Origin of the sequence: Pseudomonas fluorescens (assembly GCF_902498195.1) — a bacterium.
Classification (GTDB): domain Bacteria; phylum Pseudomonadota; class Gammaproteobacteria; order Pseudomonadales; family Pseudomonadaceae; genus Aquipseudomonas; species Aquipseudomonas fluorescens_BU.
The window spans coordinates 296,730-310,817 of the sequence record NZ_CABVIY010000002.1; the positions used below are offsets into that span (position 1 = coordinate 296,730).

Here is a 14,088-nt window from a genome sequence, read left to right on the forward strand (position 1 = left end):
TATGGCTGCAGATAAGCCTGCTGAATACTTCTTCAACAAGCGCTCCGGAGGGGGCTAGGGTGGCGCCACAACAATAAAAAGGCGCACCACTATGACTGCCATGACGACGTGTCTGGACCGTCCTGGGCTTCTGCCTCGCTTGTCTTCTCATCACCTGTCCCGGGAGCGACTGGCCGATCCGTTGCTGGCCTCTACGGCGCGGGTGAAATTGCTTTGTGCGCCGGCGGGCAGTGGCAAGAGTGCGCTGCTGACCGAATGCCTGCTGCGCGCGCCGGCGCAGTGTCGGGTGTATTGGCTGCCGTTGGCGGGTGAGCCCTTGAGTGCTGCCGACTTGCGGCAACGGCTGGCGCAAGCGCTGGGGCTACCTTCAAGGGATGAACCTGAGTTGCTCGAATCCCTGGCGCGGCTGGAAACGCCAACCTGGCTGTTCATCGATGATTACTGTCGCGTCCCGCACCCTGAACTCGACCATCTGCTCGACCGTTTACTGGCCATCAGAAGCCCGGTGTTGAGTTGGTGGCTGGGTTCGCGTCGACGTCCGTCCTGCAACTGGCCGCGCTTGTTGCTGGATGACGAGTTGTACGAATGCGACGGACGTGCGCTGGCGCTGACCGAGCTGGAAGTCGAGCAATTGCTGGTCCACGTCGAGCCGTCGCGGGCGACCGGCGTGGCCAGGCGAATCGTGCAGCGCAGTGGCGGTTGGTGCGCCGGCGCGCGCATTGCCTTGCTTGACGGCTGTCAATGGGCCGCCGAGCAGGACAAACAGGGGCGTTCGGCAACCTTGCTGGATTATTTGCGCCATGAACTGTTCAACTCATTGTCGCCGGAGCTGGTAGAGACCTGGCAGGTGCTGGCGCATCTGCCACGCTTCAATGCCGGCCTGTGCGAGCATCTGTTCGGCGCAGGTGAAGGCGCGAAAGGGTTGCAGGCCTTGCAGGACATGGGGTGTTTCATCGAGCCCTGGGAGGACTCCGCCGACTGGTTGCGTGTGTTCGTGCCACTGGCCCGGGCCATGCGCGACGAACAAGGGTCGGCCGGTCGCGCCTGGCATCGGCGCGCGTGCCAATGGTTCTGCGCCGAGGAGGACTGGCAGGGCGCGTTCGAGCAGGCACTGCTGGCCGAAGAGTTCGAGGTGGCGGTCAGCCTGTTGCAGCACTTCAATTTTGAGCACTTGTTCCGCCGCGAAAATGTGCGCCTGCTCCTGAATGTGCATGAGCGCCAGGATCAGGAACTGACCCTCGGCTCGCCGCACCTGGTCGGTCTTATCACGGCAGCGCTGCTGTTTGCCGGACGCTTCGACCAGGCGGCCGTGTGCATCGAGCAACTGGCGCGCTTCGCACCGCAACCGACGGCAGCTTTGCAGCGGCAACTGCTGGCACGCTGGCAGGCGCAACAAGGCTGGCTGCTGCATTTGCAGGGGCGCAGGGAAGCGGCGCGCGGGCACTTTGTCGACGCGCTGGCGGAGCTGGCAACGCAGGCCTGGTCGGCACGGTTGCTGTGCCTGTCCGGGCTGACCCAGCAGGCGCTGCTCAACGCCGAGCTCGATGCCGCGCAGGCGTTCAACCGTGAGGCGCTGTGCCTGGCCCGCGCGCAAGGTTCGTTGCTGTTCGAGGGCCTGCTGGAGCTTGACCACGCGCAATTGCTGGAACAGCGCGGCGCTCCCCGGCGTGCCGAGAGCCTGCTGGCCGATGTGCATGAATTGTTGAGCACACAGGCCGATCGTCCGACACCACTGCTGGGTCGCATTGCCTTGCGGCGTGGGCGTCTGGCGCTTTGCCAGGGGCAGGACGAATTGGCCGCCGAGTTTTTCCACAGCGGACTCCAGGACTGCCTGCACAGTCAGGACAAACGGGCGTTATATGGTTTCCTCGGGCAGGCCCAGGTCGCGGCTAACCAGCGCGATTACGCCCAGGCCTTTGACCGCTTGCGTGAAGCCGAGCGGTTGATGCAGCAGCGGCAGATTCCCGACACGGTGTATCGCGGTGTGCTGTTGCAAATCAGCAGTCACTTCTGGCTGCAACAAGGTCGGCCGCAATTGGCCTGTGAAGCGTTAACCCGCGTCGTGCGTCACTACCGTGGGCCCAACGCGCGGCAGGCGCCTCCGGCCACGGTGCAGCTGATTGCGCGGGTCGAGTATTTGCTGGTGCTCGCCGAAAGCCATCTGCACCAGGCCGTGCAACCGTTGGAACGGCTCAAGACCTTGCTCGATCATGCGCAACGGCACGGGATGCTGGCGCTGGAGACGGAGTTGCAGTTTGCGATCTGTGAAGTGGCGGACCTGATCGGCGAACCTGATCTGGCACAATCGGCGTTGCAAGCGGGGCTGGATTTGGTGAGGCGTTGCCATTTGCAACAGGCCTTGGGCGAACTGCGGTTGCGTCAGCCGACCTTGCTCAGTCGCCTGGGCGGCGAGGAGGGCGATGGGCCCGCGGCCACCCTGGACGCCAATCCGTTGAGCGGGCGAGAACTGGAAGTGCTCGGCCTGATCGCCCAAGGCAACTCCAATCAACAGATCGCCGAGCAGCTGTTTATCTCGTTGCACACCGTGAAAACCCACGCACGGCGAATTCACAGCAAGCTGGGCGTTGAACGTCGCACGCAAGCCGTGGCCACGGCGAAGAAGCTGGGCTTGATTGCGCAAGGTTGACGCGTTCCCCCGTAGGAGCTGCCGCAGGCTGCGATCTTTTGATTTTCAAAGGCAAGATCAAGAGATCGCAGCCTGCGGCAGCTCCTACAAGGGAGTGCGTGGAACCTGAGAGTCGCCGGTGTCGGGTTCATGACCCATGCGCCAGCTCACTGCACGGGAGGCGGCCAGTAGGCGACGGGCCGCCGGGCCGTCTTCATCGGCCTGGAACAGCGAGGCCGGACCCACCACCGTCAGCACCGCCACGACATTCCCCACGGCATTGAAGACCGGAGCCGACAAGGCATCCACGCCTGGCATCAGCAACCCGTGCACATGGTGCAGGCTGCGCGCGCGGATCTGCTCGCAGAGGGTGGCGTAGGCCTGATCGTCCGCCAGCGCGTGGGCGGCTTGGGCCTGCAATTCCATTTCACGCAGTTCAACCGTTTCGCGCTTGGGCAGGTAAGCGCCGAACACCAGTCCTGTCGAAGAACTGAGCAGTGGCAACACCGAACCTAACTGGGTGACAACCGTGACTGCGCGCACCGCCGGCTCGATGTGGACCACGGTCGCGCCCTGGTTGCCCCACACCGCCAGGAAGCAGGTTTCGTTCAACTCGTCGCGCAACTCGGCCAAGGGCAGGGCGGCGACTTTCAGCACGTCCATACTGTTGAGTGCCGCCAGCCCGACGCGCAAGGCTTCGCGGCCCAGCCCGTAGTGGTTGGTCGCCGGATTCTGCTCGGCAAAGCCGCTGGCAATCAAAGCCTGCAAATAGCGGTGAACCTTGCTGGCCGGCATCTGCACGTGTTCGGCCAAGCGCGAAAGCGAAGTCGATGGCGACAATTGCGCCAGGGCCTTGAGGATGTCGGTACCCACCTCGGCGGAGCGGACTTTCTGTTTACCGTTACTGTCGCTCGCGGGCTTTTGCATGGTGGCGCCGTCTTTCAAGGGATGAGTTCCGGGGATGAATGGGCGTCTTTATAGCTTGACGGTCATTACCAATCAAATTACGTTATTCGTAATTGAATTACGATAAAAACAACTCCGGCGTGCCAGGACCTCTTCCGCAGAGTGAAAGGCCACGGCCTACTCCCTGTTCAGGAGGCACCATGAACCTCGATTCAACGACGCCAGCGCTGGCATATCAGTCAGGCTTCGGCAACGAATTCAGCAGCGAAGCGTTGCCCGGGGCACTGCCGGTCGGCCAGAACGCCCCGCAAAAAGCCCCCTATGGCCTGTACACCGAGCTGTTTTCCGGCACCGCCTTCACCATGCCCCGCAGCGAAGCGCGGCGGACCTGGATGTACCGCATCCAGCCCTCGGCCAATCATCCGGCGTTCGTCAAACTCGATCGGCAACTGGCCGGCGGCCCATTGGGTGAAGTCACCCCCAATCGCCTGCGCTGGAATGCCCTGGACATCCCGGCCGAGCCGACCGATTTCATTGATGGCCTGGTGAGCATGGCGGCCAACGCCGGCGCGGATAAACCGGCCGGGATCAGCATCCTCCAGTACCGTGCCAACCGTTCCATGGAGCGGGTGTTCTTCAATGCCGACGGCGAAATTCTGCTGGTGCCGCAGCAAGGGCGGTTGCGGATCGCCACTGAACTGGGTGTGCTGGAACTGGAGCCGCTGGAAATCGCCGTGCTGCCACGGGGCCTGAAATTCCGCGTCGAACTGCTCGACCCGCAAGCTCGCGGCTACATTGCCGAGAACCATGGCGCGCCGCTGCGCCTGCCGGACCTGGGCCCCATCGGCAGCAATGGCCTGGCCAATCCACGGGACTTCCTGACGCCGGTTGCCCATTACGAACACCTCGGGCAACCGACCACCCTGGTGCAGAAATTCCTGGGGCAGCTGTGGGGCACCGAGCTCAATCACTCGCCGCTGAACGTGGTCGCCTGGCACGGCAACAACGTCCCGTACAAATATGACCTGCGCCGGTTCAACACGATTGGCACCGTCAGCTTCGATCACCCGGACCCGTCGATCTTCACGGTGCTGACATCGCCGACCAGCGTCCACGGCCTGGCCAACCTTGATTTCGTGATCTTCCCGCCACGCTGGATGGTCGCCGAGAACACCTTCCGTCCACCGTGGTTCCACCGCAACCTGATGAACGAGTTCATGGGCCTGATCCAGGGCGAGTACGACGCCAAGGCCGAAGGTTTCGTCCCAGGCGGCGCGTCGCTGCATAGCTGCATGAGTGCCCACGGCCCGGACGGCGAGACCTGCACCAAGGCGATCAATGCCGATCTCAAACCGACGAAAATCGACAACACCATGGCCTTCATGTTCGAGACCAGCCAAGTGCTGCGTCCGAGCCGTTTCGCCCTCGATTGCCCACAACTGCAAACCAACTACGACGCTTGCTGGGCCACGCTGCCCGCCACTTTCGACCCGACCCGGAGATAACCCATGACGCAGACTTCCATCCCTCGCAGCTGGGTTGCTTCGGCCAACGGCCATGCTGATTTCCCACTGCAAAACCTGCCGTTGGGCGTGTTCAGCGTGAAGGGTTCGGCGCCACGCAGCGGCGTGGCCATCGGTGAGCATATTTTCGATTTGCAGGCTGCGCTGGATGCCGGCCTGTTCGACGGTGCAGCGAAAGCCGCCGCCGAAGCCACCCGTGGCGGTCAGTTGAATGCGTTCTTCGAGCTGGGCCGCGAGGCACGTGTGGCCCTGCGTGAACGCTTGCTGGAACTGCTCGGCGAAGGCAGCACCCTGCATGGCAAGATTGAAGCCCAAGGCGCAAAACTGTTGCCGCTGGCGGCGGACTGCGAGATGCACCTGCCGGCGAAAATCAATGACTACACCGACTTCTATGTCGGCATCGAGCACGCGCAGAACGTCGGCAAACTGTTCCGCCCGGACAACCCGCTGCTGCCGAACTACAAGTACGTGCCGATCGGCTACCACGGCCGTGCCTCGACCATCCGCCCGTCCGGCACCGACGTGCGTCGCCCGAAAGGCCAGACCTTGCCGGCCGGCCAGGCCGAGCCGACTTTCGGTCCGTGCGCGCGCCTGGATTACGAACTGGAACTGGGCATCTGGATTGGCCAGGGCAACGACATGGGCGACGCCATTGCCATTGGTGACGCCGCCGATCACATCGCCGGTTTCTGCCTGCTCAACGATTGGTCGGCGCGGGACATCCAGGCCTGGGAGTACCAGCCGCTGGGACCATTCCTGTCGAAGAGCTTCATCACCAGCATTTCCCCCTGGGTCGTGACCGCCGAAGCGCTGGAGCCGTTCCGTCGGGCCCAGCCTGCGCGCCCGGAAGGCGATCCGCAGCCGCTGCCGTATCTGTTCGACCAGCGCGACCAGGAGGCGGGCGGTTTCGACATCGAACTGGAAGTGCTGCTGCTGACCGAAGCCATGCGCGAACAAAACCTGCCGGCCCATCGCCTGACCTTGAGCAACTCGAAACACATGTACTGGACCGTGGCGCAAATGGTCGCGCACCACAGTGTCAACGGCTGCCAGTTGCAGGCCGGCGACCTGTTCGGTTCGGGCACGTTGTCGGGGCCGCAAAGCGGTCAGTTCGGCAGCCTGCTGGAAATCACCGAGGGCGGTAAAAGGCCGATCGAACTGGCCTCGGGCGAAGTGCGCAAGTTCCTTGAGGACGGCGACGAAATCATCCTGCGTGGCCGTTGCAGCCGCGAAGGGTTTGCCTCGATCGGTTTTGGCGAATGCCGCGGCAAAGTACTGCCGGCGCGCTAAGGGGAACGGGTCATGGAGCTCTATACGTACTACCGTTCGACGTCGTCCTATCGGGTGCGCATCGCGCTGGCGTTGAAAGGGCTGGACTACCAGGCGCTGCCGATCAACCTGATCGCGCCACCCGGTGGCGAGCATCGCCAGCCAGCGTATCTGGCCATTAACCCGCAAGGCCGCGTGCCGGCCTTGCGCACTGATGAAGGCGCGTTGCTGATCCAGTCCCCGGCGATCATCGAATACCTGGAGGAACGTTATCCACAGGTGCCACTGCTGTCCAAAGACCTCGCTGCCCGTGCCCGTGAACGTGGCGTAGCGGCGGTGATCGGCTGCGATGTGCACCCGCTGCACAACGTCAGCGTGCTCAATCGGCTACGGCAGTCGGGCCACGACGAAACGCAGGTGGTGGAGTGGATCGGTCACTGGATCAGCCAAGGGCTGGCGACGGTGGAGCAGATGATCGGGGAGGAGGGTTACTGCTTCGGTGCGCAGCCCGGCCTGGCCGATACCTACCTGATTCCACAGTTATACGCGGCCGAGCGCTTCAACGTCTCGCTTGAAGCCTGGCCGCGGATTCGTCGAGTGGCGGCGTTGGCGGCCGTGCATCCGGCGTTTATCAAGGCGCACCCGGCGAATCAGCCAGACACTCCATAAACAAGATCAAAAGATCGCGGCCTTCGGCAGCTCCTACATGGGGATGATGTACACCCTGTAGGAGCTGCCGAAGGCTGCGATCTTTTGCTTTTAGTGAACAATGGAGTTGGGCGGCAAATGCCCCAGCCGCTCCGTCAGGCGAATCCGCTGGATCGGGTCGTCGCTGAGGAGCAGGGCGTGTTCTAGGTCGAAGCGTTCGGCGTTGGGGCATTCCAGCCGTTGGTAGAGGCTGGCCCGGGCCAGGTAGTCGGCGGCGGTGCCGTTGCCCAGCTCCAGCACGCGTTCGGCGTCGACCAGGGCGCCGATGTAGTCGTCGTTGGAGAGGTGCAGCTGACGCAGGTTGCGCGACAGGCGCTGGAGCATTTGCACGGGGTCGGCGGTGACCAGGTGCTCGGCGCTGAGTTTCAGGTTGGGGCCGTACTGGCGATGCAGCAATTCGCGACAATCGTTGGGGTAGAGGCGACGCCCGCCGCAGGGATCGAGCAGGTGGTCGGCGCCCGGTACGCGCAGCAGGAAATGGCCGGGAAAGTTGACGCCGACCAGGGGGATTTCCAGACCCCTGGCCAATTCCAGCGCAATCAGGCCCAAGGCCAGCGGTTGCCCGCGCCGACGCTCCAGCACGCGATGGAGCAGCGCCACCTGCGGGCGCAAGGGGGTGGAATCGTCCTGGGCGAACCCCAGGTCATTCATGCGCCGCAGCAGCGGTTGCGCCAGTTCGCTCACCGGTAACATCGGCAGGCTGCCACTGATCCGCTGTTGCAGTTCCTTGAAGTTCACCAGCAACGTTTCAAGGTTCACCTCGTCGTCATGTTCGGCGCCAATCCAAAGCGCCGCCTCGAACAGCGCGGGCGGTGAACGTTGCAGGCAAGCGAAAAAGGATTGGCGCGGGGTCATCAAAATCTCCGGGCAATGCCTCGTTTTAGCCTCCTCTCTGCCATTCGTCCAGTGCCGCACAGAGGTGGTTGCGGGTTATTTCCAAATACCTGAATGGCCCTCCCGCTTATTCCCGTGCGCTTCGGCAATTTTTTTGCGCAAGCCTATACTGGCGACTACAAGAAGTGATTCGGGAGCCTTACGATGTTCGCTCTCATGCAAAGCACTCGCCTTGAATCGCTGCATCTGAGCGTCGACCCTGCCACCGGGTTGAAGGCGGTCATTGCCATTCATAACAGTCGCCTGGGGCCTGCCCTGGGGGGGTGTCGTTACCTTGCCTACCCCAGCGACGAGTCCGCGGTCGAGGATGCCGTGCGCCTTGCCCAGGGCATGAGTTACAAGGCCGCGCTGGCCGGCCTGGCGCAGGGCGGTGGCGTGGCGGTCATCATTCGCCCGGTTCACGTGGCCGATCGCGCCGCGCTGTTCGAAGCCTTCGGACGCTGCATCAATCAGCTCGACGGTCGCTACATCACCGCCATCGACAGCGGCACATCGGTGGCGGACATGGATTGCATCGCGCAACAAACCCAGCATGTCACCAGCACCACGTCGGCGGGTGATCCTGCACCCCATGCGGCGATGGGTGTATTCACCGGCATTCGCGCCACCGCCATGGCGCGGTTGGGCAGCGATAACCTCGAAGGCTTGCGGGTGGCCATACAAGGCCTGGGTAACGTCGGTTTTGCCTTGGCCGAACAGCTGCATGCCGCCGGTGCCGAACTGCTGGTCAGCGACATTGACCACGGCAAGGTGCAACTGGCCATGGAGCAACTTGGCGCGCACCCGATTGCCAACGATGCGCTGCTCAGCACCCCGTGCGACATTCTCGCGCCGTGCGGCCTGGGCGGCGTGCTCAACAGTCACAGCGTGACGCAATTGCGTTGCTCGGCGGTGGCGGGTTCGGCGAACAACCAGCTGACCCATCTGGACGTCGCCGATCAACTTGAGCGGCGGGGCATCCTGTATGCGCCGGATTACGTGATCAATGCCGGGGGGCTGATCTACGTTTCACTCAAGCACCGGGGTGAAGCGCTGACGACCATCACCGCGCACCTGTCGAAAATCAGCTCGCGACTGACCGAAGTGTTTGCCCATGCCCAGGCGGAAAAGCGCTCGCCGGCGCGAGTGGCTGACGAGTTGGCGGAAAAGGTGTTGTACCGGTAGGAGTTGCCGCAGGCTGCGATCTTTTGATTTGCACTATAAAAAAGCCAGATCAAAAGATCGCAGCCTGCGGCAGCTCCTACAGGTTTGTGTTGAACATGAAAAAGGCCCTGAGCCATTCGACTCAGGGCCTGTTCAATTCGGCTGTTTGTTACTTTGTCGCTTTGGCGGCCTTGGCTGGCTTGGCCGGGGCAACCGGCTCAACGACCGCCTCTTCAACGGGAGCGGCCACTTCAACCGGCCGCGGAACCTCGACAGGCGCGGTGAGCAACTCGGACAGGGCGTCCGGCTGGCTCTTGAAGGCCTTGGCAAACACATCGCGATTCTTCGCCATGTAGATCCCGGCTTCTTCCACTTGCTGCTCGGTCAGGGACGGAACGGCTTTTTGCAACACTTCGGCCAGCAACTCGGCCAGCTCGAGCATTTTGTCATGACGGTCAGCTTCGGCTTTATCCATGAACAAGCGCTCCAGATCTCGGCTGCTGCGGTATACCACTTCGACGGCCATTCACCACCTCACATGCCTTCACATTTGGTTGTCTGATTCGACTACTGTATCTATATACAGCGAAAAGGATAAGCGAATCGCTGGGGTTTGGGTAGTGGCTTTTTAATGTAGATCGAATTCGGGGTTTGTCATCGGGAGCGAGCAGCCCCTGCGACCAAAAGCCACGGGGCGCAATTTACGGCGGCTCGCCATGATGGCGTGGCCTTGTTTCTGCATGCAGAACAACCGTCATGTCCAACCCGCATTATCCGGTCCGAGCCGACCTAAGGAAGCATCATCGTGAAAATCAACTGGGCCGAAAACCTGCGGCAAAGCGTGCATGAACTGGCGGAGTCCCTGGGCAACCTGTTCGTCGAGACCTTTCACTACCTGGCGCTGTTCGCCATCGGCGCGGTGACCGCGTGGGCGGCGGTGATGGAATTTCTCGGCATGATCGAGGAAGGACACATCAAGATCGACGACATCTTGCTGCTGTTCATCTACCTGGAACTGGGGGCGATGGTCGGGATTTACTTCAAGACCAACCACATGCCGGTGCGCTTCCTGATCTACGTGGCGATCACCGCGCTGACCCGCCTGCTGATTTCCAACGTGTCGCACCACAATCCACCGGATCTGGGGATCATCTACCTGTGCGGCGGAATCCTGCTGCTGGCCTTTGCGATCCTGGTGGTGCGTTACGCGTCGTCGCAATTTCCATCGGTGAAGATTGAGAACCCGCACCGCAAGATCGGCGCGGGCTCCAGTGAACATCCGGAAGTCGAGAAGGGCGAAATTTAAAGGCCCATGGCTGGTCGGGGCCGGCCTTTGACCGGGGGTGGCGGCAGGTTGCGCGCGCCGCCATCGGTCATGGCTTCGAGGATTGCCACCGCGCTGTGACCCTGTTCGATGGCAATGCCGAACTGAATGCTTTGCACCAGGCGTTTGAGGCGATCGGGGTCATTGCGTTGCTCGGCGCTGATCATGCGCTTGGCGACCACGCGGCCACTGTTGGACAGGGTCAGCATGATGCTGCCGTCCAGGCCCTGAATACTCAGGTTGATCTGGTAATCCGCTGCAAAGGCATCGGTAATAAGCTGAAAAGGGTTGTCCATGATGCGTCACCGCCTGATTGAACGTGCAGTTGTTGACCGGTCGATATCGGGATTAGTTCGCAACACCGGACCATCGGCCATTTCGAGGCCACATCGCCATCAATGCTTGCAAAGGGGGTGTAGCAAGGGGCATGCCGGATAGATTGTCGGACAATAAATGGGTGAGGTCGGGGGCAGGCACGCGTGAATGTGTGCGCGGGCTTGCTCGCGAAGGCGGTATGTCAGGTACGTATAGGTAGACTGACACGGCCCTTTCGCGAGCAAGCCCGCTCTCACGTGGTCCGTTTCAGGGCAGGAATGCCGGTCAGCATTCCACCCAGCTCACCGCCAAGCCGCCCCGTGACGTTTCCTTGTATTTATCGTGCATATCGGCGCCGGTATCGCGCATGGTGCGGATCACCCGGTCCAGGGAAATGAAGTGCTTGCCGTCACCGCGCAGGGCCATTTGCGTGGCATTGATCGCCTTCACTGCGGCAATCGCGTTGCGCTCGATGCACGGCACCTGCACCAGCCCGCCCACCGGGTCGCAAGTCAGGCCGAGGTTGTGTTCCAGGCCAATCTCCGCGGCGTTTTCCAATTGCTCCGGTGTGGCACCCAGCACCTCCGCCAGGCCCGCGGCGGCCATGGCGCAGGCCGAGCCGACTTCGCCCTGGCAGCCGACCTCGGCACCGGAGATCGAGGCGTTTTTCTTGCAGAGAATGCCGACGGCTGCCGCGCCCAGGAAGAACGCGACCACGTCATCGTCCGACGCGTCCGGATTGAATTTCATGTAGTAGTGGAGCACCGCCGGAATGATCCCCGCCGCACCGTTGGTCGGGGCCGTGACCATGCGTCCGCCGGCGGCGTTTTCCTCGTTCACCGCGAGGGCGAACAGGTTGACCCATTCCATGGCCGACAGGGTCGAGGTGATGACGTTCGGCTTGCCGATTTCCAGCAGGCTGCGGTGCAATTTCGCTGCGCGACGCGGGACATTCAGACCGCCGGGCAGAATGCCTTCGTGCTCCAACCCTTGCTCAACGCATTCGCGCATCACCGACCAGATGTGCAGCAGGCCCTGACGGATGTCTTCGTCACTGCGCCAGGCCCGTTCGTTGGCCATCATCAGTTCGGAGATCCGCAGACCGTGCTGGTTGCAGAGCTGGAGCAGTTCGACTGCGCTGGAGAAGTCATACGGCAGCACCACATCGCTGGCAGGCGCAGTACCGGATTCTGCTTCAGCCGCTTCGATGATGAAACCGCCACCGACCGAGTAGTACGTCTGCTCGAACAGCTCGCCGGTTTCGCCAAAGGCTGTCAGGGACATGGCGTTGGGATGGTAGGGCAGGCTCTCGTCGAGCAGCAGCAGATCGCGCGACCAGTCAAAGGCGATGGTCACCTGGCCGGCCAGGGACAGTTCGGCGGTTTCGCGCAGGGTTCGGATGCGGTCGTCGATGGTGGTGGGATCGATACGGTCCGGCCACTCGCCCATCAAGCCCATGACGCAGGCGCGGTCAGTGGCGTGACCGACGCCGGTGGCCGACAGGGAGCCGTAAAGCCGGATTTCCACGCGCCGCACGTCAGACACCAGAGCCTGGTCGACCAGCGCCTGGGCGAAGGTCGCCGCCGCGCGCATCGGACCGACGGTATGGGAGCTGGAGGGACCGATACCGACTTTGAAGAGATCGAAAACACTGATAGCCATGCTAAAGCCTATTCCTGAAATGGAAGATGAATCGCTGCCATTTTTGTAGGACAAGCGCACTTTCAGCGATACTGCCAACCTCGGTCCTACGTGACCAACGAAACTTCCTAAGACAGCCTTTAGCAGGACTAAACGATGAGTCGTCAATTGCATGCCCAGACTTATGTATGGCTGCAGGTGTTTTCCTGTGCCGCCCGACACTTGTCGTTCACCCGTTGCGCCGAAGAACTGCACATCACGCCGGGCGCGGTTAGTCAGCAGATCCGCCAACTGGAAGAGCGCTTGGGCTTTCGCCTGTTTCACCGGCGTGCCCGGGGCGTTGAGCTGAGCGCCGAAGGCCAGCGTCTGGCCATTACCGTCAACGAAGCCTACGGCAGTATCGACGCGGAATTGCGCCGGCTGGACGCGGGCATGATCAGCGGAACCCTGCGGGTTCGGTCGATTCCGTCATTCCTGAGCAAATGGCTGACCCCGCGCCTGCCGCGCCTGCAACAACGGTTTCCGGACATCCAGTTACGCCTGGTGGCCGAGGACAGCAGCGTGCCGCTGCACGAAGGCGATTTCGACCTGGCCATCGACCTGAACGACGGCAGCTACCCGGGGCTGTTATCCACAGCCTTGCTCGATGAACAGATTTTTCCCGTCTGCGCTCCCGGCCTGTTGCGCGGTCGCCCGCCACTGCATGGCCCGGCGGACCTGATGCATTTTCCGTTGCTGCACGACATCACCGCCTGGCGCGGCAGCTACGAATATGCGGAGTGGGAGTTTTATCTCAACGCCATCGGGTTTGAAGGCGCGGATGTGCGGCGCGGGCACACGTTCAATCGCAACCACCTGACCATCGAGGCGGCTATCGCCGGGATGGGGGTGGCAATTGCCCGGCGAACGCTGTTGAACGATGAGCTAGAGCGAGGGGCGTTGATTGTGCCGTTTGGCCTGGCGGTGCCCAATCACAAGCGCTACATGGTGCTCTATGCGCCGGGTGCGCTGAGCCATCCTGGCGTGCGTGCGGTGCATGACTGGCTGGTGGAGGAAGCGGGGATTTTTCGTGGACTGCATCCGCTTGGGGATCAGCAGATGTGAGAATTTGTGACAGAGGTGCGGGGCGACCCAACTCCCGACCTTAACAGCGCTTTTACCGGTTGTCCGGCTTTTTCTGCGATTACGAAATTATCTTTTTTCAGGGGTTGAATTGTTCAGCGTACAGACCGATTGTGTAACCAAGAGGTCACGGTGATGACGCCCAAGGGCTTAGCTGACCGGCCTCTCGCGAGCTAGCTGAAATAAGGGATGAACTATGCAAATCCAAGTCAATAGCGATAACCATATTCAAAGCAGCATCCGACTGGAGGAGTGGGTACGAACCACCATTGAGAGCACGCTCGAACGTTATGAGGAGGACTTGACCCGCGTCGAGGTTCACCTGCGGGACGAGAACGGCGACAAGCCCGGTCCCCACGATCTACGCTGCCAACTGGAAGCGAGGCCAAAAGGCCACCAACCGATTTCTGTCACCCATAAAGCCGCCAGCCTGGAACTGGCGATCGACGGGGCTGCCGAGAAGCTCGAGCATGCACTGGAACACCTGTTCGGCAAATTGCGCGGCAAGCCACGCGCCGCCGTAGTGCCATTCGAGCGCAGGCCTCATGCCGATAAGCTGCTGGAAGAAGAGTTTCTTGAAAACGAACAGGCCGCGCAAAACGCCTGAAGCCTGATTT

Annotated in this window: 12 protein-coding genes and 1 pseudogene; 8 read left to right on the plus strand and 5 right to left on the minus strand. The window is 61.9% G+C overall.

Annotated elements, in window-relative coordinates; genetic code table 11:
- Positions 1 to 91: 91 nt before the first annotated feature.
- Positions 92 to 2,647, plus strand: a complete 2,556-nt coding sequence (locus tag F8N66_RS06750; RefSeq protein ID WP_150769449.1) for a LuxR C-terminal-related transcriptional regulator — start codon at positions 92 to 94, stop codon at positions 2,645 to 2,647.
- A gap of 84 nt (positions 2,648 to 2,731) precedes the next feature.
- Here the strand turns inward: F8N66_RS06750 and F8N66_RS06760 are convergent, their stop codons facing one another.
- Positions 2,732 to 3,553 (minus strand): IclR family transcriptional regulator, encoded by an 822-nt coding sequence (locus F8N66_RS06760; protein WP_150769451.1) that lies wholly within the window; start codon positions 3,551 to 3,553, stop codon positions 2,732 to 2,734.
- Between the two features lie 179 nt (positions 3,554 to 3,732).
- Here F8N66_RS06760 and hmgA point away from each other — a divergent pair, with 179 nt between their 5' ends.
- From hmgA to maiA, 3 genes are read left to right on the plus strand one after another with little or no spacing between them, the layout of a single operon-like run.
- Positions 3,733 to 5,037 (plus strand): homogentisate 1,2-dioxygenase, encoded by a 1,305-nt coding sequence (gene hmgA, locus F8N66_RS06765; protein ID WP_150769452.1) that lies wholly within the window; start codon positions 3,733 to 3,735, stop codon positions 5,035 to 5,037.
- Between the two features lie 3 nt (positions 5,038 to 5,040).
- A complete protein-coding gene (fahA, locus tag F8N66_RS06770; protein ID WP_150769453.1) occupies positions 5,041 to 6,345 on the plus strand; it encodes a fumarylacetoacetase in 1,305 nt (434 codons plus the stop codon).
- A gap of 12 nt (positions 6,346 to 6,357) precedes the next feature.
- Complete coding sequence (maiA, locus tag F8N66_RS06775; RefSeq protein WP_150769454.1) at positions 6,358 to 6,993, plus strand: maleylacetoacetate isomerase; 636 nt, start codon at positions 6,358 to 6,360, stop codon at positions 6,991 to 6,993.
- A gap of 90 nt (positions 6,994 to 7,083) precedes the next feature.
- Here maiA and F8N66_RS06780 read toward each other — a convergent pair whose 3' ends face one another.
- Positions 7,084 to 7,887 carry a SirB1 family protein gene (locus F8N66_RS06780; RefSeq protein ID WP_150769455.1) on the minus strand — a complete coding sequence of 268 codons (804 nt, stop codon included), beginning with the start codon at positions 7,885 to 7,887 and terminating at the stop codon, positions 7,084 to 7,086.
- A 183-nt stretch (positions 7,888 to 8,070) separates the two neighbouring features.
- Here F8N66_RS06780 and F8N66_RS06785 point away from each other — a divergent pair, with 183 nt between their 5' ends.
- Positions 8,071 to 9,090 carry a Glu/Leu/Phe/Val dehydrogenase family protein gene (locus F8N66_RS06785; protein WP_150769456.1) on the plus strand — a complete coding sequence of 340 codons (1,020 nt, stop codon included), beginning with the start codon at positions 8,071 to 8,073 and terminating at the stop codon, positions 9,088 to 9,090.
- Between the two features lie 265 nt (positions 9,091 to 9,355).
- On the opposite strand, the pseudogene F8N66_RS06790 reads toward F8N66_RS06785, so the two are convergent.
- Positions 9,356 to 9,595: pseudogene (locus F8N66_RS06790) on the minus strand (YebG family protein); the annotation flags it as partial.
- Between the two features lie 279 nt (positions 9,596 to 9,874).
- Here F8N66_RS06790 and F8N66_RS06795 point away from each other — a divergent pair.
- The gene (locus F8N66_RS06795) at positions 9,875 to 10,375 is read left to right on the plus strand and encodes a phosphate-starvation-inducible protein PsiE (RefSeq protein ID WP_150769458.1); all 501 of its coding nucleotides are present in this window, start codon (positions 9,875 to 9,877) and stop codon (positions 10,373 to 10,375) included.
- Here the strand turns inward: F8N66_RS06795 and F8N66_RS06800 are convergent.
- Together F8N66_RS06800 and F8N66_RS06805 are read right to left on the minus strand one after the other, a co-directional pair.
- Positions 10,372 to 10,689 (minus strand): DUF3509 domain-containing protein, encoded by a 318-nt coding sequence (locus F8N66_RS06800; RefSeq protein WP_150769459.1) that lies wholly within the window; start codon positions 10,687 to 10,689, stop codon positions 10,372 to 10,374. The genes F8N66_RS06795 and F8N66_RS06800 overlap by 4 nt on opposite strands.
- Before the next feature lie 304 nt (positions 10,690 to 10,993).
- A complete protein-coding gene (locus F8N66_RS06805) occupies positions 10,994 to 12,370 on the minus strand; it encodes an L-serine ammonia-lyase (RefSeq protein ID WP_150769460.1) in 1,377 nt (458 codons plus the stop codon).
- Positions 12,371 to 12,505: 135 nt separating this feature from the next.
- On the opposite strand from F8N66_RS06805, the gene F8N66_RS06810 reads away from it, so the two are divergent.
- Together F8N66_RS06810 and F8N66_RS06815 are read left to right on the plus strand one after the other, a co-directional pair.
- Entirely contained in the window at positions 12,506 to 13,453 is a 948-nt protein-coding gene (locus F8N66_RS06810; protein ID WP_150769461.1) for a LysR substrate-binding domain-containing protein, read from the plus strand.
- A gap of 214 nt (positions 13,454 to 13,667) precedes the next feature.
- Positions 13,668 to 14,078: an HPF/RaiA family ribosome-associated protein gene (locus F8N66_RS06815; RefSeq protein ID WP_008054445.1), complete on the plus strand. Its 411-nt coding sequence runs from the start codon at positions 13,668 to 13,670 to the stop codon at positions 14,076 to 14,078.
- Positions 14,079 to 14,088: the final 10 nt, after the last annotated feature.